Source organism: Actinoplanes sp. CA-030573 (assembly GCF_050951115.1).
In the GTDB taxonomy this organism is placed as follows: domain Bacteria; phylum Actinomycetota; class Actinomycetes; order Mycobacteriales; family Micromonosporaceae; genus Actinoplanes.
The window spans coordinates 8691145-8709841 of the sequence record NZ_CP192038.1 but is presented as its reverse complement, the minus strand read 5'-3'; the positions used below and the strand labels follow the sequence as shown (position 1 = coordinate 8709841).

General features: G+C 71.4%; 21 protein-coding genes, 2 tRNA genes and 1 pseudogene. 16 read left to right on the top strand and 8 right to left on the bottom strand.

Going from position 1 to position 18697, the window contains the following annotated elements:
- Positions 1–2 precede the first annotated feature (2 nt).
- From ACQP2F_RS40210 to ACQP2F_RS40195, 4 genes are all read left to right on the top strand, one after another.
- Positions 3–797, top strand: a complete 795-nt coding sequence (locus tag ACQP2F_RS40210; protein ID WP_433297136.1) for a fumarylacetoacetate hydrolase family protein — start codon at positions 3–5, stop codon at positions 795–797.
- A 122-nt stretch (positions 798–919) separates the two neighbouring features.
- A tRNA-Gln gene (locus tag ACQP2F_RS40205) sits at positions 920–991 on the top strand.
- Between the two features lie 90 nt (positions 992–1081).
- A tRNA-Glu gene (locus ACQP2F_RS40200) sits at positions 1082–1154 on the top strand.
- Between the two features lie 415 nt (positions 1155–1569).
- Positions 1570–2238: an MBL fold metallo-hydrolase gene (locus ACQP2F_RS40195; protein ID WP_433297134.1), complete on the top strand. Its 669-nt coding sequence runs from the start codon at positions 1570–1572 to the stop codon at positions 2236–2238.
- 6 nt (positions 2239–2244) lie between these two features.
- Here ACQP2F_RS40195 and ACQP2F_RS40190 read toward each other — a convergent pair.
- A pseudogene (locus ACQP2F_RS40190) lies at positions 2245–2930 on the bottom strand (IclR family transcriptional regulator).
- A 49-nt stretch (positions 2931–2979) separates the two neighbouring features.
- Between ACQP2F_RS40190 and leuC the strand changes: the two are divergent.
- From leuC to ACQP2F_RS40170, 4 genes are all read left to right on the top strand, one after another.
- Positions 2980–4425, top strand: a complete 1446-nt coding sequence (leuC, locus tag ACQP2F_RS40185; protein WP_433297132.1) for a 3-isopropylmalate dehydratase large subunit — start codon at positions 2980–2982, stop codon at positions 4423–4425.
- 16 nt (positions 4426–4441) lie between these two features.
- Positions 4442–5029 (top strand): 3-isopropylmalate dehydratase small subunit, encoded by a 588-nt coding sequence (gene leuD / locus ACQP2F_RS40180; protein ID WP_433297130.1) that lies wholly within the window; start codon positions 4442–4444, stop codon positions 5027–5029.
- Positions 5030–5273: 244 nt separating this feature from the next.
- The gene (locus ACQP2F_RS40175) at positions 5274–6089 is read left to right on the top strand and encodes an HU family DNA-binding protein (protein ID WP_433297128.1); all 816 of its coding nucleotides are present in this window, start codon (positions 5274–5276) and stop codon (positions 6087–6089) included.
- Between the two features lie 122 nt (positions 6090–6211).
- The gene (locus tag ACQP2F_RS40170; protein WP_433297126.1) at positions 6212–6658 is read left to right on the top strand and encodes a hypothetical protein; all 447 of its coding nucleotides are present in this window, start codon (positions 6212–6214) and stop codon (positions 6656–6658) included.
- On the opposite strand, the gene ACQP2F_RS40165 is transcribed toward ACQP2F_RS40170, so the two are convergent.
- The 4 genes from ACQP2F_RS40165 to cofC form a co-directional block, all read right to left on the bottom strand.
- The gene (locus tag ACQP2F_RS40165) at positions 6615–7490 is read right to left on the bottom strand and encodes an NUDIX hydrolase (protein ID WP_433297124.1); all 876 of its coding nucleotides are present in this window, start codon (positions 7488–7490) and stop codon (positions 6615–6617) included. The genes ACQP2F_RS40170 and ACQP2F_RS40165 overlap by 44 nt on opposite strands.
- Positions 7490–9625: an RNA degradosome polyphosphate kinase gene (locus ACQP2F_RS40160; RefSeq protein WP_433307794.1), complete on the bottom strand. Its 2136-nt coding sequence runs from the start codon at positions 9623–9625 to the stop codon at positions 7490–7492. The genes ACQP2F_RS40165 and ACQP2F_RS40160 overlap by 1 nt, the downstream gene beginning before the upstream one ends.
- Positions 9626–9812: 187 nt before the next feature.
- Complete coding sequence (locus ACQP2F_RS40155; protein ID WP_433297122.1) at positions 9813–10010, bottom strand: cold-shock protein; 198 nt, start codon at positions 10008–10010, stop codon at positions 9813–9815.
- A 19-nt stretch (positions 10011–10029) separates the two neighbouring features.
- A complete protein-coding gene (gene cofC / locus ACQP2F_RS40150; protein WP_433297120.1) occupies positions 10030–10683 on the bottom strand; it encodes a 2-phospho-L-lactate guanylyltransferase in 654 nt (217 codons plus the stop codon).
- Between the two features lie 126 nt (positions 10684–10809).
- Here cofC and ACQP2F_RS40145 point away from each other — a divergent pair, with 126 nt between their 5' ends.
- From ACQP2F_RS40145 to ACQP2F_RS40115, 7 genes are all read left to right on the top strand, one after another.
- On the top strand, positions 10810–11550 hold the full coding sequence (locus tag ACQP2F_RS40145; RefSeq protein ID WP_433297118.1) for a lysophospholipid acyltransferase family protein: 741 nt from the start codon (positions 10810–10812) through the stop codon (positions 11548–11550).
- The gene (locus ACQP2F_RS40140) at positions 11547–12542 is read left to right on the top strand and encodes an NAD(P)H-dependent glycerol-3-phosphate dehydrogenase (RefSeq protein WP_433297116.1); all 996 of its coding nucleotides are present in this window, start codon (positions 11547–11549) and stop codon (positions 12540–12542) included. The genes ACQP2F_RS40145 and ACQP2F_RS40140 overlap by 4 nt, the downstream gene beginning before the upstream one ends.
- Positions 12539–13642 (top strand): cystathionine gamma-lyase, encoded by a 1104-nt coding sequence (locus ACQP2F_RS40135; RefSeq protein ID WP_433297114.1) that lies wholly within the window; start codon positions 12539–12541, stop codon positions 13640–13642. Before ACQP2F_RS40140 ends, ACQP2F_RS40135 begins: the two co-directional genes overlap by 4 nt.
- Complete coding sequence (locus tag ACQP2F_RS40130; protein WP_433297112.1) at positions 13639–13989, top strand: hypothetical protein; 351 nt, start codon at positions 13639–13641, stop codon at positions 13987–13989. Before ACQP2F_RS40135 ends, ACQP2F_RS40130 begins: the two co-directional genes overlap by 4 nt.
- Before the next feature lie 88 nt (positions 13990–14077).
- A complete protein-coding gene (locus tag ACQP2F_RS40125; protein ID WP_433297110.1) occupies positions 14078–14431 on the top strand; it encodes a GntR family transcriptional regulator in 354 nt (117 codons plus the stop codon).
- Positions 14428–15309 (top strand): ABC transporter ATP-binding protein, encoded by an 882-nt coding sequence (locus ACQP2F_RS40120; protein ID WP_433297108.1) that lies wholly within the window; start codon positions 14428–14430, stop codon positions 15307–15309. Before ACQP2F_RS40125 ends, ACQP2F_RS40120 begins: the two co-directional genes overlap by 4 nt.
- Positions 15306–15989, top strand: coding sequence for a hypothetical protein (locus ACQP2F_RS40115; protein WP_433297106.1), 684 nt, complete (start codon positions 15306–15308; stop codon positions 15987–15989). The genes ACQP2F_RS40120 and ACQP2F_RS40115 overlap by 4 nt, the downstream gene beginning before the upstream one ends.
- Positions 15990–16054: 65 nt before the next feature.
- On the opposite strand, the gene ACQP2F_RS40110 is transcribed toward ACQP2F_RS40115, so the two are convergent.
- Positions 16055–16540: a hypothetical protein gene (locus ACQP2F_RS40110; RefSeq protein ID WP_433297104.1), complete on the bottom strand. Its 486-nt coding sequence runs from the start codon at positions 16538–16540 to the stop codon at positions 16055–16057.
- Between the two features lie 108 nt (positions 16541–16648).
- On the opposite strand from ACQP2F_RS40110, the gene ACQP2F_RS40105 reads away from it, so the two are divergent.
- Positions 16649–17743, top strand: coding sequence for a D-alanine--D-alanine ligase family protein (locus ACQP2F_RS40105; protein ID WP_433297102.1), 1095 nt, complete (start codon positions 16649–16651; stop codon positions 17741–17743).
- On the opposite strand, the gene ACQP2F_RS40100 is transcribed toward ACQP2F_RS40105, so the two are convergent.
- Entirely contained in the window at positions 17737–18378 is a 642-nt protein-coding gene (locus ACQP2F_RS40100) for a DUF3515 family protein (RefSeq protein WP_433297100.1), read from the bottom strand. The two genes, ACQP2F_RS40105 and ACQP2F_RS40100, sit on opposite strands and share 7 nt — an antisense overlap.
- 2 nt (positions 18379–18380) lie before the next feature.
- Positions 18381–18614: an Lrp/AsnC ligand binding domain-containing protein gene (locus ACQP2F_RS40095; RefSeq protein ID WP_433297098.1), complete on the bottom strand. Its 234-nt coding sequence runs from the start codon at positions 18612–18614 to the stop codon at positions 18381–18383.
- Between the last annotated feature and the right edge of the window lie 83 nt (positions 18615–18697).

The window sequence follows — 18697 nt, the reverse complement described above, 5'->3', positions numbered from 1 at the left end:
CCGTGCGTTTCGCCCGTTTTGTCCATGCTGGCGGTGTCTCGTTCGGCGTCGTCGAGGGTGACGGCTCGACCGGCCTGACCATCGCCGAGATCGGCTCGCTCCCGTTCGAGAAGGTCCAGTTCACCGGGCAGCGGTGGGCGCTCGCCGACGTACGCCTGCTCGCGCCGATCTTCTCGAGCAAGGTGATCGGCGTCGGCCGCAACTACGCCGACCACGCCGCCGAGTTCGGCAACGAGGTCCCCAAGGAGCCGCTGATCTTCATCAAGCCCTCGACCTCGGTGATCGGGCCGAACGACGCGATCCGGCTGCCACCGCAGTCACAGCGGGTCGAGGAGGAGGCCGAGCTGGCCGTGGTGATCGGCGCGACCGGCGCGCGCCGGGTGGACCGGGCCGGTGCCGAGAAGGCGATCTTCGGATACACCATCGGCAACGACGTCACCGCGCGCGACCTGCAGCGGGCCGACAAGACGTGGACGCGGGGCAAGGGCTTCGACTCGTTCTGCCCGATCGGGCCGTGGATCGTGACCGACCTCGACGTGAGCGACCTCGAGATCCGGTGTGAGGTGGGCCGCAACCCCGACGCCATGGAGGTACGGCAGATCGGCCGCACCAAGGACATGGTCTTCGACGTCCCGACGCTCGTCTCCTACGTCTCGCACGTGATGACGCTGCTGCCCGGCGACATCATCCTGACCGGCACGCCGGCCGGGGTGAGTGAGCTCACCACCGGCGACACCTGCTCGATCTCGATCCAGGGCATCGGCGAGCTGCGCAACCCGGTGGTCTCGCTGGAGTGACGAGCTGCGACAACGTTCTTGGGGTGGGTGCGCACGCGGATCTGTTCAAGAACGGGTAACCCGATTTGGTAGGCCCGGAGAGGTCAGGTAGAGTTCTCTCTCGGCACGGCAAGCCGGGCCAATGGGGTATGGGGTAATTGGCAGCCCGACTGATTCTGGTTCAGTTAGTCTAGGTTCGAGTCCTGGTACCCCAGCGCTACCGATCCCGCTGAGGATGGTGGTGCTGGACTTCTGATAGAGTTCGGCCCGCCGCTGAAGCAGAGCGGAAGCAAAAAGCAAGTCCTGGCCCCGTCGTCTAGCGGCCTAGGACGCCGCCCTCTCAAGGCGGTAGCGAGGGTTCGAATCCCTTCGGGGCTACATTCTGGATGACCCTGTCCGCCAAGTGCGCGGACAGGGTCATTTCGTATATCTGCCTGGGGGCCGAGCCCCCAGACCCCCACGGCGCGAGCGAGGTGGGGTGAAGGCGTGCGGATCGCGGGCTGGGCGCCTGGGACGCCACGGCGCGAGCGAGGTGGGGTGAAGGCGTGCGGACCGCGCGCTGGGCGCCTGGGACGCCACGGCGCGAGCGAGGGGCGGTGAAGGCGTGCGGACCGCGCGATGGGTGCCGGGGCCCCACGGCGCGAGCGAGGGGCGGTGAAGGCGTGCGGACCGCGCGCCGGCGCCCGGGACACCACGGCGCGAGCGAGGGCGCCCACGGCGCCAGCGAGGGCGGTGCGAGCGCGGGCCGCGGCAGGGCGCTTGGGGGCCGCGGGGCGGGCGCATACTTTCTGGTGTGACGGACATTGACGTGCGTCGGGTGGAGCTTGGGTACTTTGTGCGGCCTGCGGTCGAGGCCGGCACTGGTGTCGGCCGGGTTGAGCCGGTGCTGGGGTATCTGATCGACCATCCGGGCGGGCGGGTGCTGGTCGACACCGGGATGGGCAGCCACCCCGAAGTTGACGCGCACTATCGGCCTCGGCGGGTGCCGCTTGCGGCCGCCCTTGTGGCGGCCGGGGCGAAGCTGGACCAGATCGACTATGTGGTGAACTGCCATCTGCACTTCGACCACTGCGGTGGCAATCCGCTGCTGGCCGGGCGGCCGGTCTTCGCCCAGCGGCGCGAGCTCGCGCTCGCCCGCGGCGCCGATCACACGCTGCCCGAGCTGGTGGACTACGCTGGTGTGCGCTACGAGGAGCTGGACGGCGAGGCCGAGATCCTGCCCGGCGTCGTGATCCTGCCGACGCCGGGGCACACCGCGGGCCACCAGTCGGTCGTGGTGAGCCGCGCCGACGGGACGGTCGTCGTGGCCGGGCAGAGTCACGACCACGCGACGGCGTTCACCTGGGACGTGCTCGCGCAGCACTCCGGAGTCGGCCACTATCCGGCCTGGATGCACCGGATCCTGGCGTACGACCCGAAGCAGGTGGTCTTCGCCCACGACAACGCGGTCTGGACGCCTTAGCGGCCCTCAGAGGCCGGAGAGCCGCTGACCCGCGCGTACCACGGCCATCGCGTGCCGTTCGCCGGGCCGGCGGCCCAGGCGCTCGATCGGACCGCTTATCGAGATGGCGGCGATCACCCGGCCGGTGCGGTCGCGGATCGGGGCCGAGACACTCGCCACACCGGGCTCGCGCTCGGCGACGCTCTGCGCCCAGCCGCGGCGGCGCACCTCGGCCAGCGTGCGGCCGGTGAACTTGCAGCGGGGCAGCAGCGGCATGACGGCCTCGGGCGGCTCCCAGGCGAGCAGGATCTGGGCCGCCGAGCCGGCCGTCATCGGCAGCACCGAGCCGACCGGGACGGTGTCGCGCAGGCCGCTCGCCCGCTCGGCCGCGGCCACGCAGATGCGCTCGTCGGCGCGGCGCAGGTAGAGCTGCGCGCTCTCGCCGGTGGCGTCCCGCAATGCGGAAAGCAGGGGCTCGGCCGCGGTCAGCAGCACGTCCGGCGCGGCGTTCGCCAGCTCGCCGAGACGCGGGCCCGGACGCCAGCGGCCCTGGGTGTCCCGGACCAGCATCCGGTGGATCTCCAGGGCCTGGGCCGGCGATGTGCGGTCGCCCGTGGCAGCTTCGTACGGTCGACGAGCTCGGCCAGGCTGGCGCCGTCGACACACGCCGCGAGGATGACAACCGCCTTGTCGAGAACGCCGACACCGCTCATACTGTGTCCCACAAGCCGAAACATACCTCCCAGAATTTAGGATGTCCAGATGGTGGGAGTCACTCCGAAGCCGAGGACCCTGGCCGAGAAGGTCTGGGACGACCACGTGGTGCGGTCCGCTGAGGGTGAGCCTGATCTGCTCTACATCGACCTGCACCTCCTGCACGAGGTGACCAGCCCGCAGGCCTTCGACGGTCTGCGGATGGCCGGCAGGCCCGTGCGGCGCACCGATCTCACGCTCGCGACCGAGGATCACAACACCCCGACCGGGTACGCGGATCCGGCCTTCAACACCCGGCGCGGTGAGCTGCTGACGATCGCCGACACGGTGTCCCGCACGCAGATCGAGACGCTGCGCAAGAACTGCGCCGAGTTCGGTGTGCCGATCCGTCCGCTCGGCGACGTCCAGCAGGGCATCGTGCACGTGATCGGCCCGCAGCTCGGCCTCACCCAGCCCGGCATGACGATCGTCTGCGGCGACTCGCACACCGCCACCCACGGCGCGTTCGGGGCGCTGGCCTTCGGCATCGGCACCAGCGAGGTCGAGCACGTGCTCGCCACCCAGACGCTGCCGCAGGGCAAGCCCAAGACGATGGCGGTCACGGTCGTCGGCGAGCTCGGGCCGGGCGTCAGCGCGAAGGACCTGATCCTCGCCCTGATCACGCAGACCGGCACCGGCGGCGGCAACGGCCACATCGTGGAGTACCGCGGGGAGGCCATCCGCAAGCTCTCGATGGAGGGCCGGATGACCATCTGCAACATGAGCATCGAGTGGGGCGCCAAGGCCGGCATGATCGCGCCGGACGAGACCACGTTCGCCTATCTCGAGGGCCGCGAGCACGCGCCCAAGGGTGAGCAGTGGGACGCCGCGGTCGCGTACTGGAAGACCCTGGCCACCGACGAGGGCGCCGAGTACGACACCGAGATCATCCTCGACGCCGCCTCGGTCAGCCCGTTCATCACCTGGGGCACCAACCCGGGCCAGGGCGCGCCGCTCAACAGCGCGGTGCCGGACCCGGACGAGTTCATCGAGGAGACCGACCGCAACGCCGCCCGCCGCGCGCTGGAGTACATGGACCTGACGCCGGGCACGCCGTTCCGGGACGTCCCGGTCGACGTGGTCTTCGTCGGCTCCTGCACCAACGGCCGGCTCGAGGACCTGCGGGCCGCCGCCGACGTGCTGCGCGGCCACAAGGTGCACGACGGCGTCCGCATGATGATCGTGCCCGGGTCGTACCAGGTGCGCGAGGCGGCCGAGGCCGAGGGCCTCGACAAGGTCTTCACCGAGGCGGGGGCCGAGTGGCGCTTCGCGGGCTGTTCCATGTGCCTGGGCATGAACCCGGACACGCTCAGCCCCGGCCAGCGGGCCGCCTCCACGTCCAACCGCAACTTCGAGGGCCGGCAGGGCAAGGGCGGGCGTACCCACCTGGTCTCGCCGCAGGTCGCCGCCGCCACCGCCGTGGTCGGCAAGCTGGCCGCCCCCGCGGACCTGTAGAGGAAGAGACAGACAGATGGACAAGTTCGTCACCCACCACGGCAAGGTCATGCCCCTGCGCCGTTCCGATGTGGATACCGATCAGATCATCCCGGCGGTGTACCTGAAGCGGGTCACCCGGACCGGCTTCGAGGACGGTCTGTTCAGCGCGTGGCGGGACGACCCGTCGTTCGTGCTCAACAACCCGGCCCACGCCGGGGCCACGATCCTGGTGGCCGGCCCCAACTTCGGCACCGGATCGTCCCGGCAGCACGCGGTCTGGGCGCTGCGCGACTGGGGCTTCAAGGTGGTCATCGCGGCCCGCTTCGGCGACATCTTCCGCGGCAACGCGCTCAAGGAGGGCCTGCTGCCGGTCCAGCTCGACCAGAAGGCGGTCGAGGCGCTCTGGGACATGGCCGAGAGCGAGCCGGAGAAGCAGATCACCGTGGACCTCGGCGCTCGTCAGGTGCGCGTGGACGACGCCTCCTGGCAGTTCCCGATCGACGATTTCAGCCGTTGGCGCCTGATGGAGGGCCTCGACGACATCGGACTGACCCTGCGCAACGCCGACACCATCACCGCGTACGAGGAGGGTCGCCCGGCGTTCAAGCCGGTCACCGTCTGATCTGCAAAACGCTGTCAGCACACGGTTTTTCGCCCCCATCGGGTCCCCGGTGGGGGCGAATTCGTTGCAACACAAGGGTTTTTTTGCCACGAATGTTTGTGTCTGCTGGTCAGAGGGCATACGGTGCGCGCAGAATGGCTCGCATTGGGCCAATGATGTTTGTTAGCGACGGTGGTGACCGAGTGCACGACCTGCGGCGCCTCTCCAAGGCAAGCATCAGTTCTCACGTTCGGGAGGAAAAACCGTGAACAAGGCCGAGCTCATCGAGGCGCTCGCCGCCCGACTGGGAGACCGGAAGACGGCGACTGCGGCGCTGGATGCGGTCATCAGCGAGGTGCAGAACGCCGTCACCAAGGGCGACAAGGTGGCCATCACCGGCTTCGGCTCGTTCGAGAAGCGGGTGCGCAACGCGCGTACCGCCCGGAATCCCAGGACCGGCGAAACCGTCAAGGTGAAGAAGACATCGGTGCCCGCGTTCCGCCCGGGTACCGCTTTCCGGGAGATGGTCGCGGCCGGAAAGGTCGCCAAGGCGGCCGCCCCGGCCAAGAAGGCGGCCACCGCCACCAAGACGACAGCGGCCAAGGCCACCACCGCCACCACCGCCACCAAGACCGCCGCCGCCAAGAAGACGACGGCGACCAAGGCGGCTCCGGCCAAGACGGCGGCCACCAAGACGGCGGCCGCCACCAAGACGACCGCGGCGAAGAAGACCACGGCGACGAAGGCGGCGCCGGCCAAGACCGCCGCGACGAAGACGGCCGCCGCCAAGAAGACGACGGCGACCAAGGCGGCTCCGGCCAAGACCGCGGCCACCAAGACGGCGGCCACCAAGACGGCCGCGGCCACCAAGGCCGCTCCGGCCAAGAAGGCCACCGCCACCAAGACGACCGCGGCAAAGAAGACCACGGCGACGAAGGCGGCGCCCGCCAAGAAGGCGGCGACCGCGACCAAGACGGCGGCGGCGGCCAAGAAGACCACCGCTCGCAAGACCACCACGGCGGCGGCCACCACTCCGGCCCGTGCCCGCGCCACCTCGGCGTCGGCGCGCAAGACCCGCTGACCCGCTCGGTCTAGCCGCCTAGGCGGCAGCGAAAGCGCCAGCGCGAAAGGCGTCCACTCGTACGGTGGACGCCTTTCGTGTGTCCCGGCGCGGAAAAGACGGCGGCACTTACCGTCCGGGTCATGGAGCGAGATGCGACGCCGCGTGGGCTCACCGCCCGGTCGCTGGTCGCGGCCCTGCTGTTCGCGGCCGCGGTCGTGCCGGGGTGGACGCTCGGGAACCTGACCGAGTCGTGGACCGGCAACGGGCTGCTCGACTGGCTGGTCACCTGCGCCTGGTGCGGCCTCGCGGTACGCGTGCTGGCGCCGTGGGCGTCCTACCGCGCCCGGGACGGCTGGCTCGGGCTGATCCCGGTCTACGGCTGGTATCTCACGTGTGTGCTCTGCTGGCGGGTGGCGCTGCTGCCGTTCCGGGACTGGGAGCCGCGCGCGGACGAGATGTGGCGGGCCCGGTGGCTCACCGGCGACCGGCTCGGCCTGTGGCGGGCCGATCCGGCGCCGGTCCGCTCCGGGGCCGGCGGCGGGGCTAGATCCTCGACGCGTCTACGAGCCGGTTCCCGGCCCAGGTGAGCAGCCAGCCGTCGCCCTTGGGCGTCTTGTACGGCTCGGGGTCCTCCTCGTCGCGGAGGGTCGCCAGCAGCGTCGGCATGATCTTGCCTTGGCTGCACACCACGGCCAGCCCGCCGTCGCGCAGGTCGAGCATGCGCTGGGCGGCCAGCTTGGCCTTGGCCGGCGCGTCGTCGGCATCGGCCGGCTCGGCGAACGCGCTGTCCTGCACGATCGGCCGGCCCACCGCCTCGGCCAGCGGTTCGAGCGTCTGCTTACAGCGCAACGGGGTGGCCGCGATCAGCCGCTCCGGCCGCAGCAGCGCCAGCACGTCACCGATCCGCGCGGCCTGCTCGCGGCCGCGCTCGTCGATCGGGCGCAGCGCGTCGTTGCCCTTCCACTCCTTGCGTTCCCCGGCGTGCGCGTGCCGCACCAGGGCCACCACGGCGGTGATCGGCGGCAGGCCGGCCGCGCGCTCCAGCACCCGGCGCTCGTCGGCGTAGCTGAGCCGGGCCGCGGCCTCGGCCGGCGGGAGCCAGGCGAGCTCGTCGACCTCGGCGGTGTCCCGCACCGGGCCGTCCTCGGCCAGGCGCATCAGATAGAAGTCGACGGTCTTCGGCGTACCGTCCGCCAGGTCGTAGGAGACCTGCTGCAGATGCAGCTGCGGAAGGCCCGTGCAACCGGTCTCCTCGGCCACCTCACGGACCGCGCCGGCCAACGGGTGCTCGTCGCCGTCCAGCTTGCCCTTGGGCAGCGTCCAGTCGTCGTAGCGGGGGCGGTGCACGAGGCACACCTCGATGCCGTCGCCGGCCGGGCGATGGATCACTCCGCCCGCGGCGCGGATGGGCTCGGGCATCAGACCGCCTTGCCGATGGTGCGGCGCAACAGCGCCTCCTGCAGGTGCCGGTGCGGCTCGGACGGGCCGAACGGGCGGCGGTGCCAGGTGCCGTCGCCGGCCAGGTCCCAGCCCTCGCTCTCGTCGCTCATCGACAGCTCGAGCACGTTGCGCAGCTCGGCCTGGGCCGACGGCAGGGTGACCCGCACCAGCGCCTCGACGCGGCGGTCGAGGTTGCGGTGCATGAGGTCGGCCGAGCCGATCCAGTACTCGGCGTCGTCGCCGGCGCCGAAGCGGAACACCCGCGAGTGCTCGAGGAACCGGCCCACGATCGAGCGGACCCGGATGTTGTCCGACAGCCCCGGCACGCCGGGCCGCAGCGCGCACATGCCGCGGATGATCAGATCGCTCTTCACGCCGGCCTGGGAGGCGCGGTAGAGGGCGTCGATCGTCTCCTCGTCGACCAGCGAGTTCACCTTGAACTGCACGAGCGCGTCGCCGCCGGCCTTCGCGACCTCGACCTGCCGCTCGATGCGCTCGATCAGGCCCGAGCGCACGCCGTGCGGCGCTACCAGCAGCCGGCGGTACTGGCGCTGCCGGCTGTACCCGGTGAGCACGTTGAACAGGTCGGTCACGTCGGCGCCCACCTCGGGGTCGGCGGTGAGCATGCCGAAATCCTCGTACAGCCGCGCGGTCTTGGGGTGGTAGTTGCCGGTGCCGATGTGGCAGTAGCGCCGGATCTGGTTGCCCTCCTGGCGTACCACCAGAGCGGTCTTGCAGTGGGTCTTGAGCCCCACCAGGCCGTAGACCACGTGGCAGCCGGCCCGCTCCAGCGTGCGCGCCCAGGCGATGTTCGCCACCTCGTCGAAGCGCGCCTTCACCTCGACCAGCACGACCACCTGCTTGCCGGCGGCGGCCGCGTCGACCAGCGCGTCGACGATCGGCGAGTCGCCCGAGGTGCGGTAGAGGGTCTGCTTGATGGCCAGCACGTTGGGATCGGCGGCGGCCTGCTCGATGAAGCGCTGAACGCTCGTCGAGAACGAGTGGTACGGGTGGTGGACCAGGATGTCGCTCTCGCGCAGCCGGTTGAAGACGCTGCGCGGCACCTCGCCGTCGGCCAGCTGCGGGTGGGTGGCCGGCACGAACGGCCGGTCCTTGAGGTCGTCGCGGTCGCACTCGCCGAAGACCTGCCACAGCGACGACATGTCGAGCAGGCCGGGTACGCGCTGCACGTCCTGGCTGTCCATGTCGAGCTCGCGGGCCAGGGTGTCGAGCACGTGGTCGCTGATCGAGGCGGCCACCTCGAGCCGGACCGGCGGGCCGAACCGGCGCTGGGCGAGCTCGCGCTCGAGCGCCTGCAGCAGGTCCTCGTCACGGTCCTCGTCGACCTCCAGCTCGGCGTTGCGGGTCACCCGGAACAGATGCCACTCCTGGATCTGCATGCCGGAGAAGAGCTGGTCGAGGTGGACCGCGATGAGCTCCTCGACCGGCAGGAAGCGGGCGCCGCGGCTGTCGTTCTGCACGGTCACGAAGCGGGGCACGTTGTTCGGCACCTTGATCCGGGCGAACAGCTCGGACTCGCGCCCGTCCGGGTCGCGCAGCACCACGGCCAGGTTCAGCGACCGGCTCGAGATGTACGGGAACGGGTGGGCGGGGTCGACCGCGAGCGGGGTCAGCACCGGGAAGACCTGCTCGCGGAAGTACGTGCGCAGCCGCTCCCGCTCGCCCGGGCCGAGCTCGCCCCAGCTGACCAGCTCGATGCCCTCGGCCGACAGCTTGGGCCGTACCTCGTCGGCGAAGCAGGCGGCGTGCCGGGTGACCAGGTCGGCCGTCCGCTGTGTGATCATCTCGAGCTGGTTGCGCAGCGAGCTGCGGTCGCCGCCGCGCATCGGCAGGCCGGCGCTCAGCCGCCGCTTCAGGCCCGCGACCCGCACCATGTAGAACTCGTCGAGATTGCTGGCGAAGATGGCCAGGAACTTCGCCCGCTCGAGCAGCGGCGTGTTCGGATCCTCGGCCAGGGCCAGCACCCGCGCGTTGAAGTCCAGCCACGACAGCTCCCGGTTGAGGAACCGGTCGTCGGGCAGCTCGGGCGCGTTGTCGGACTCGAAGACCTCGTCCGCGGCCCGCGGCTCCTCGGTCTCGACGATCTCGCTCATCACGTGCTCCGTCGGTGTCTGCTCGGCGTCGCTCGCCTCGGCCCTCGGAAACTCCTCGTCCCCGGTCCGGGGGAGGAAGCGGCCGTTGGGGCCACGCCGGCGGGCTTCGGGGATCCGGGGCGAGGTCTGCATCGCTCTATCATTGCGGGTTTAGCGGAAACGTGAAACGAACAGCTGCTTGATCACCTCAACCGATCCCGGGAATGGCCACTCGGCTGATCGTGCCCGTGGCCTCGGTCTCGACCTCGACGCGCTGCCCGAGGCGCAGCAGCCGCAGCCCGGAGCGCTGGAACGCGTCAGCATCGAAGGCCAGCTCAGTGCCGTCGTCGAGCAGCAGCGTCCCGCTACGGGATTCCGGGTCAAAGGTCGCAATCGTGCCCTGCATGCCCTGCACGCTACCGGGTTCAGGCGGCGGGGACGCAGCTCACCGTGAGTCCGAGATCACGAAGGAGGTCGCAGGTGTGGCGGCCGGCGCCGAGGGCGAGCACCCGCCGCAGGTCGGCCGGGGTGTCGACGTCCTGCCGCAGCCCCGGCCAGTCGCCGGCCAGCGCGATGGCGCCGGAGGCGGCGTGCGCCCCGGCCGAGCCGATCCCGAAGTGTGGATCGAGCGGCACGCCGGGCGGCGCCGCGAGCAGTACCGTGCCGCTGCCGGCCGCGTCGGCGACGAAGCCACGCCGGTCGCCGGCCGCGGCCCGGGCCAGTGCCTCCTCCAGGTGCGAGGGGCGCAGGGCGGGCAGGTCGCCGGCCAGCACCGCGCGGAACCGGCCGAGCCCGGCGACCTCGTCGGCGCCGAAGCGCATGGCCGCGTTGAGGTCGGCGGCCGGGCGGTCGGGCTCGACCCGTGCGCCCAGCTCGCGCACGGCGGCCGCGGCGACCGGGTCGTCGGTCACCACCACCAGCTCGGCCACGGCCTCGCCGGCCAGCACGGCCGACACTGTGTCGCACACCATGGCCAACGCGAGGTCGGCGTGCCGGGCCGCGGGCACGGCGCCGCGCAGCCGGCTCTTCGCCGCGCTCAGCCGCTTGACGGGGATCACCGCCGTCCAGTCCCGGACCATGCCGCCAAGTCTGCCAGCGGGCACCGCGCCGACCCCTGCCTGGTCCCGGCGGCCGCGAGCAGGCATGATTCCAGCGAGGTTATGGCGCCGCGGTGGGGACACGCCGCGGGTAGGGCAGGAGGAGCCGTGGTGCGGCGCAGGCTGGGCTTCTGGCGGCGTTTCGCGGTCGTGCTGGTGCTCCCGGTGCTGAAGGTCTGGACCAAGCGGACCTGGATCGGCCTGGAGAAGGTGCCGGCGACCGGCGGGGTGATCATCGCGTCCAACCACGTGTCGCACTTCGACCCGCTGGTGGTGGCGCACTTCATCTACGGCCGGGGCCGCTGGCCAAGGTTCCTGGGCAAGGCGAGCCTGTGGCGGGTGCCCGTTCTGGGTCCGTTCCTGCGCAAGGTCAAGCAGATCCCGGTCGAACGAGGCAGTGTGGAGGCGGTGAAGTCCCTCGACGCGCTGGTCGCCGCCCTCGACGACGGCGGCGTGGTGGTGATCTACCCGGAGGGCACCACGACCCGTCAGCCCGACCTTTGGCCGATGCGCGGCAAGACCGGCGCCGCCCGGCTGGCGCTGCTCACCGGCGCGCCGGTCATCCCGATGGCGAACTGGGGCGCGCAGACGGTCTTCGACCCGCGCACCAGCAAACTCAAGATCCGCATGCGTACGCCGGTGTCGGTCATCGCCGGCGATCCGGTCGACCTGTCCCGGTGGTCCGGCGCCCAGCCGACCCGGGCGGTGCTCGACCAGATGACCGACAAGATCATGCTGGACATCCAGGACCTGCTCGTCGAGCTGCGTGGTGGCACGCCGCCGGCGGAGATGTACGACCGGCCGGCCAGCAAGCGGGCCGCCGCCGAGAAGACCGAGGACGCCGGATGAGCCGCGCGGCCGTGATCGGCGCAGGCGCCTGGGGCACCGCGTTCGCCAAGGTGCTGGCCGAGGCCGGCCGCGACGTGACCATGTGGGCGCGCCGCGGCGAGGTCGCCGCCGAGATCCGCGACCGGCACGTCAACGAGGGCGCCCTGCCCGGCGTGAAGCTCCCGGCGAACATCACCGCCACCGGCGACATGGCCGAGGCGGTCGGCGGCGCCGACCTGATCGCCATCGCGGTGCCGTCCCAGACGCTGCGCGGCAACCTGGCCGAGTGGGCCGGGTTCTTCCCGCCCGGCGCCACGCTGGTCTCGCTGATGAAGGGCATCGAGCTCGGCACGACCAAGCGGATGAGCCAGGTCATCGTCGAGACGGCCCGGGTCGAGCCCGATCGGGTCGTGGTCGTCTCCGGGCCCAACCTGGCCCCCGAGATCGCCGCCGAGCAGCCGGCGGCGACCGTGGTGGCCGGCACCGACCCCGACCGTTGCCGGGCCGTCCAGCAGGCCATCGCGCTGCCCTACATCCGGCCGTACACGAGCGAGGACGTGATCGGCTGCGAGATGGGCGGCGCGGTCAAGAACGTGATCGCGCTGGCGTACGGGATGACGATCGCCATGGGCATGGGCGACAACACCCGGGCCTCGCTGATCACCCGGGGGCTGGCCGAGACCGCCCGGCTGGGCGTGGCCCTGGGCGCCGACCCGCTGACCTTCGCCGGTCTGGCCGGCCTCGGCGACCTGGTCGCGACCTGCTCGTCGCCGCTGTCGCGCAACCGCACGTTCGGCGAGCAGCTGGGCCGCGGCCGGAGCCTCGAGGAGGCGCAGAAGGCGGCCCGGCAGACCGCCGAGGGCGTGAAGAGCTGCCTGGCGATCCGCGACCTGGCCCGCACGGCCGGCGTGGAGATGCCGATCACCGAACAGGTCGAGCGGGTGTGCCACGAGGGCGCCGACCCGCGCGTTGCCGTGAAGATGCTGATGGGCCGGGAGATCAAGCCAGAATGAGCGACTTCCAGGACGGCACCCGGGTGGTGCACGCGGGCCTGCCCGAACCGGTCGTGGGCGAGCCGTTTCTGCCCGGTCCGGTGTTCGCGGCGCCGTACCACCTCGACCCGGCCGAAGGCCCGGGCGAGAACGACTACGCCCGTACCGCCCACCCGACCCGGCGGCAGCTGGAGGCGGCGATCGGGCAGCTCGAGGGCGCGCCCACGCTGGTCTTCGCGAGCGGTCAGGCGGCGATCACCGCGCTGCTGCTCTCGGTGCTGCGCGCCGGCGACACGGTGGCGCTGCCCGCCGACGGTTACTTCACGGTCCGGGCGTTCGCCGAGGGCACCCTGCGCGGACTGGGCGTCTCCACGGTGCTGGTGCCGACCGCCGGTCCCTACCCCGACTTCTCGGGCGTACGCCTGGTGCTGCTCGAGACGCCGGCCAATCCGGGCCTGGACGTGTGCGACATCAACGCCGTCGCCGCGGCGGCCCACGCGGCCGGCGCCCTGGTCGCGGTGGACAACACCACCGCCACGCCGCTCGGCCAGCTGCCGCTCGCGCTCGGCGCCGACGTCGTGGTCGCCTCCGGCACCAAGGCGCTGACCGGCCATTCCGACGTGCTGCTCGGCTATGTCGCGACCGGCGACGACGAGCTGTTCGCCAAGGTGGAGACCTGGCGCAAGCAGACCGGCGGGGTGCCCGGCGCGTTCGACTGCTGGCTCGCACACCGCTCGATCGCCACGCTCGACCTGCGGCTGGCCCGCCAGACCGAGAACGCGGCGGCGGTCGCGTCGCTGCTGTCCGCCCGCGACGACGTCACCGGCGTGCGCTGGCCCGGCCTCGCGTCCGATCCCTCGTATCCGGTGGCGAGCGCCCAGATGCGGCGGATACCCGGGGTGATCTCGTTCGATCTCGGCTCGGCCGAGCGGGTCGCCCGCTTCCTCACCGCCGCGTCGCTGGTCTTCGCGGCGACCTCGTTCGGCGGCGTGCACACCACGGCCGACCGGCGGGCCCAGTGGGGCGACGACACGCCGGCCGGGTTCGTGCGGCTCTCGTGCGGCATCGAGGACCCGGCCGACCTGCTGGCCGACCTGACCGCGGCCTTGGACCAGGCGTGAACACCTTCTCCGCCGACGAAGTGGCGGCGCTGGCGACCGGCGAGAGCTTCTTCGCGGCGCCGGGCGAGCGCCTGTGTCCCGCGTGCGGCGAGAAGCGACTCCGGGCGTACGTGAACACGCCCCCGAATGCCCGGCGGCCGACCCTGGTCAGCTACGTCTGGTGCGCGGCGTGCGCGAAGTTCGTGGGCACCCGGGCCAAGCACCCCGAGGGCCTCGTCTTCTCCGACCCGCTGGCCGCGATGCCGGCGGCCGAGCGGCGGGAGCTGGAGCGGAGCCTGGTCGGCTTCCTCGCGTACCTCGATCGTCTCTGGGAAGAGGGCGCGCTCCCGCAGACCTTCGCCGCCTGACCTCTGCCCGACAATTCCTTGTCTCGATGCCGCGTCGGCTCTATGGTTCGTTACATTAGTAATGAACCGCAGAACTAGGGAGGCTCCGGTGTTCGACGACCGCAGCCCGATCTATCTGCAGATCGCCGACGGCATCAAGAACGACGTCCTGAGCGGCGCCCTCAAGGAGGACGAACAGGTGATGTCCACCAGCCAGTACGCGGCCTTCTACCGGATCAACCCGGCCACCGCGGCCAAGGGCTTCGCCCAGCTCGTCGACGAGGGCGTGCTTTACAAGAAGCGTGGCATCGGCATGTTCGTCAGCCCCGACGCCCGGGAGCGGCTGCGGGCCGAGCGTCGCGAGCGGTTCTTCGGCGAGGTGGTCGACCCGATGCTGGCCGAGGCCAAGCGCATCGGCATCGAGATCGAGGAGATCATCCGGCATCTGGGCGGCACCAGATGATCGAGATAAGGAACCTCACCGTCCGGTACGGCTCGACGGTCGCCGTCGACGACGTCAGCCTCGACCTGCCGGCCGACAAGATCTACGGCCTGCTCGGCCGCAACGGCTCGGGCAAGACCAGCCTGCTCTCGGCCCTCGCGTCGTACCGCCGCCCGTCGGCCGGCACGGTGCGGGTCGACGGCGCCGACGCCTTCGAGAACCCGGCCGTCATGCGCAACACCTGCTTCATCCGCGACACCCTGGACAACAGCGACGCCGACAAGGTGCGCCGGATCATGTGCTTCGCGGAGTGGATGCGGCCCGGCTGGGACGCCGGCTTCGCGGCCAAGCTGCTCGATCTCTTCGAGATCGATCCGGCCAAGCGGGCGTCGTCGCTCTCCCGCGGTCAGCGGTCGGCCGTCGGTGTCGTGCTCGGGCTCGCCTCGCGGGCGCCACTGACCATCCTGGACGAGACCTACCTCGGCATGGACGCGGTGGCGCGCTCGGTCTTCTACCGCGAGGTGCTCCAGGACTACCTGGCCCACCCGCGCACGATCATCCTGTCCACCCACCTCATCGAGGAGGTCGCCGACCTCTTCGAGCGGGTGATCATCATCGATCGCGGCCGGGTGCTGCTGCACCAGGAGACCGACGAGCTGCGCGGCCGCGGCGTGACCGTGACCGGGCCGGCGGACGCGGTCGACGCCTTCGTGGCCGGGCACCCGGTGCTCGGCGAGCAGAGCCTCGGTGGCGTGCGCGCGGTGACCCTCGACTGGCGGCCCGCACCGGCCGACGTCAGCCGCGGCGAGGCGGCCGGGCTCACCTTCGGCCCGGTCGGCATCCAGGACCTCTTCATCCATCTCACGTCCCCCGCACAGCGGCTGGAGGCCACCCGATGAGCGCGATCACCGCCCTGTTCCGGGTCTACCGGCCGATCATCGGCTGGTTCGTGCCGGCGATCCTGAGCGCCTACCTGATCATCCTGGCCGCCGTGCTGGCCTCGACGCCGAGGCTCGGCTTCAGCATGTGGATGGTGCTGGCCGTCCCGGCCGCCAAGTACTGGCTGCTGGTCGTCGCCATCATGCTGGTCGCGATGCAGCTGCGGCAGTTCGTCACCAACGGCGTGACCCGGCACGAGTACCTGCACGCGGTCGGCGTCTTCGGGCTGATCCTGTGCGTGGCCTTCGCCCTGGCGGTGGTGCTCGGGCACGTGCTGGAGAGCGCGCTGCTGGCGGCGTTCGACCGGCGTGCCGTGGGCTATCCCGTGTCGACGTTCGGCGGCGCCGTCTCGGAGCTCGGGCACATGCTGCCGCTGGCGCTGGCCTACCTGGTCTCCGGCGCGCTGATCGCGGCCGGCTTCTACCGCTGGCGGCCCCTGGCCGGCCTGGTCGTCATGGTGGCCGGGGCGGTGCCCGTGGCACTGGCCGAGTACCTGCTGAACGTCGACGAGTTCGGCACGTTCGACGCCCATCTCGCGTACGCGCCCTCGCTGGTCATCTCCTTGGTCGTCACCGCCGCCGGAGCGCTCGCCTTCTACCGGGTCGTCAGCGACGTCCCGATCCGCCGCACGGCGGGCTGAGCTTCCCCCCGCCGCGGCGCGGGCGGTCGCGCTCTCCGACCGGCGGGCCGCCGGCCGCGCGGGTCTCAGATCCGGGTCGTGCGGGACAGGTCGTGCAGCCAGTCGCGCGTCACCGGCATCTCGGAGTCACCGGAGACGCGGCGCAGTGCCTCGCCCGGCGCGATGCCGAGCAGGACCAGCGTGGTGCAGGCCAGCAGGGTCGAGCGCCCGATGCCGCCGAAGCACTGGGTGGCCACGAACCGCCCGGCCCGCACGTGCGCGGCCAGCCGGCCGGCCAGGCCCACCACCTTGGCCGCCTCGTCGCGCGGGATGGCGCCCTCGGCGACCGGGAACGGTACGAAGTCGACGCCGAGCCGGGCCGCCGTCTCGGTGGTGCCGCCGAAGCCCATCCGCTGCTGCTCGGCGAGGGTCAGCGCGGAGACGAGCACGGTCACGCCGTCGCCGGCGAGCTCGGTCAGCTCGTCGGCGTCCCAGCCATCCCCACGCGGGTGCGCGATCGTCGCCAACTGCCCGGCGCCCATCCCCGCGATTACCTGGAGTGTTGCCTTCATGAACGCGCAGTTCCCTCATCCCGTGGCGGCGGCCGGGTAATCCCGTGAGTGGCTAACGCAGAGTAGGGTTCCCCCCGGCATGACCGCTAGCGAGAGGCGCGAAGAAAAGTGACGACTCCTCGGAAGACCCGCGTCGCGATCGTGTTCGGTGGCCGCAGCTCCGAGCACGCCATCTCGTGCGTGAGCGCCGGGAGCATCCTGCGAGCGCTCGACCCGGGGCAATACGAGGTGGTGCCGGTCGGCATCACGCGCGAGGGCGGCTGGGTGCTGGCGGGCGAGGACCCGGCCAGCCTGGCGATCACCGAGCGGAAGCTGCCGGAGATCACGGCGGCCAGCGGCAACGCGGTGGTGCTCGCGGCCGACCCGACCGCGGGGGAGCTGATCGTGCGCGATCCGGCCGAGGGCGTCTCGTCGCTGGCCGGCGTGGATGTCGTGTTCCCAGTGCTGCACGGCGCCTACGGCGAGGACGGCACCATCCAGGGCATGCTCGAGATGGCCGGCATCCCGTACGTCGGCGCCAACGTCTTCGCCTCGGCCGCGGCCATGGACAAGGAGTTCACCAAAAAGCTCGCGACGATCGAGGGCATTCCGGTCGGTCCGTACGCGGTTCTCCGCGCCGGGGTCGAGCTGTCCGAAGCCGACAAGGAGCGTCTGGGCCTGCCGGTCTTCGTGAAGCCGTCGCGGGCCGGTTCCTCGCACGGCATCACCAAGGTCACCGACTGGGCCGACCTCGACGCCGCGATCGCCGCCGCCCGCCGGATCGACCCCAAGGTGCTGGTCGAGGCCGCGATCGTGGGCCGCGAGATCGAGTGCGGCGTGCTCGAGGGCGAGGCCGGCGGCGCGCCCGAGGCCTCGCTGCTGGCCGAGATCCACGTCGACGAGCACGACTGGTACGACTTCGAGGCGAAATACCTGGACGGCGGCCGCTACGACATCCCGGCCGACCTGCCCGCCGACGTGACCCGTCAGGTCCAGGAGTACGCCCGCCGCACGTTCACCGCGCTCGACTGCGCCGGCCTGGCCCGGGTCGACTTCTTCGTGACCGCCGACCACCAGATCTACCTCAACGAGATCAACACGATGCCCGGCATGACGCCGACCTCGATGTTCCCGTTGATGTGGGCGGCCACCGGCCTCGAGTACCCGAAGGTCGTGGACCGCCTGATCCGCACCGCGCTACGCCGCGGAACCGGCCTTCACTGATCGCAGCCGGTCGGGACGCCCTTCGCCCGCGACTTGACCGTCTTCACGACGGCGTCGGAGAACTCGTTCGCCCACTGTGCGCTCTGCTGGTAGCTGCCGGGCACGGTCACCTGCACGGCGACCTCGCGGTCCATCGTGGTGAACACGTCGGAGGCCGGGCCGTCCTGGCCCCACCAGCAGACGCCGTTCATCGCGAACATCGTCGCGTCGAGCGGCACGCAGCCGGGGTGGCCGCCGTCGACCCGCTCGCACATGGTGGGCTGGGTCACGCCGCAAGCCAGCGTGATCGGGGGCTCGCCCCACGCCGCGTTCTGCTCGGGGCCGGCGGTCACCTTGCGGGCGGGCAGATCGCGTACGGCCGTGGGCAGTTGCGACGCCACCGCGAGACACACCTGGGTCGTCGCGGCGTCGAGCCTGGGGGCGGCCATCCGCACCGGCGTCGAGGGCACGACCTGGGGCGCGGTCGACGTCGTCGCCGGTTCCGCGTCGGTGGTGCCGGCCGGCGCGAGCCGCCAGAAGATCAGGAGACCGGCGAGGATCGCGATCGGGACCGCGAACGCGGCGGCGACCAGGGCGGCGCTGCGCGTCGTCCGGTCCGGCTTGCGCGTCTCGGGCGGAGTCTCCACGTCGACCATGCTCAGAGGTTTACCACGGAGCAGGTGAGGGTCCGCATGATGCCGGTGACGTTCTGGACTTTGCTCACAATGAGGCCGCCGAGGTCGTCGACGGTGTGCGCCTCGGCCAGGACCACCACGTCATAGGGCCCGGTGACCGCGTCGACGCGGATGACACCGGCGATCTTTCCGATCGATACGGCCACGTCATGAGCCTTTCCGACCTCCGTTTGGATCAGGATGTATGCCTGGACCACGATCCGCTCCCATCCGCCGCCAGCCGTAACCCGAACGTGAAACTACCGTAAGAATCGATACGGCTGCGGGACGCCACCGGAAA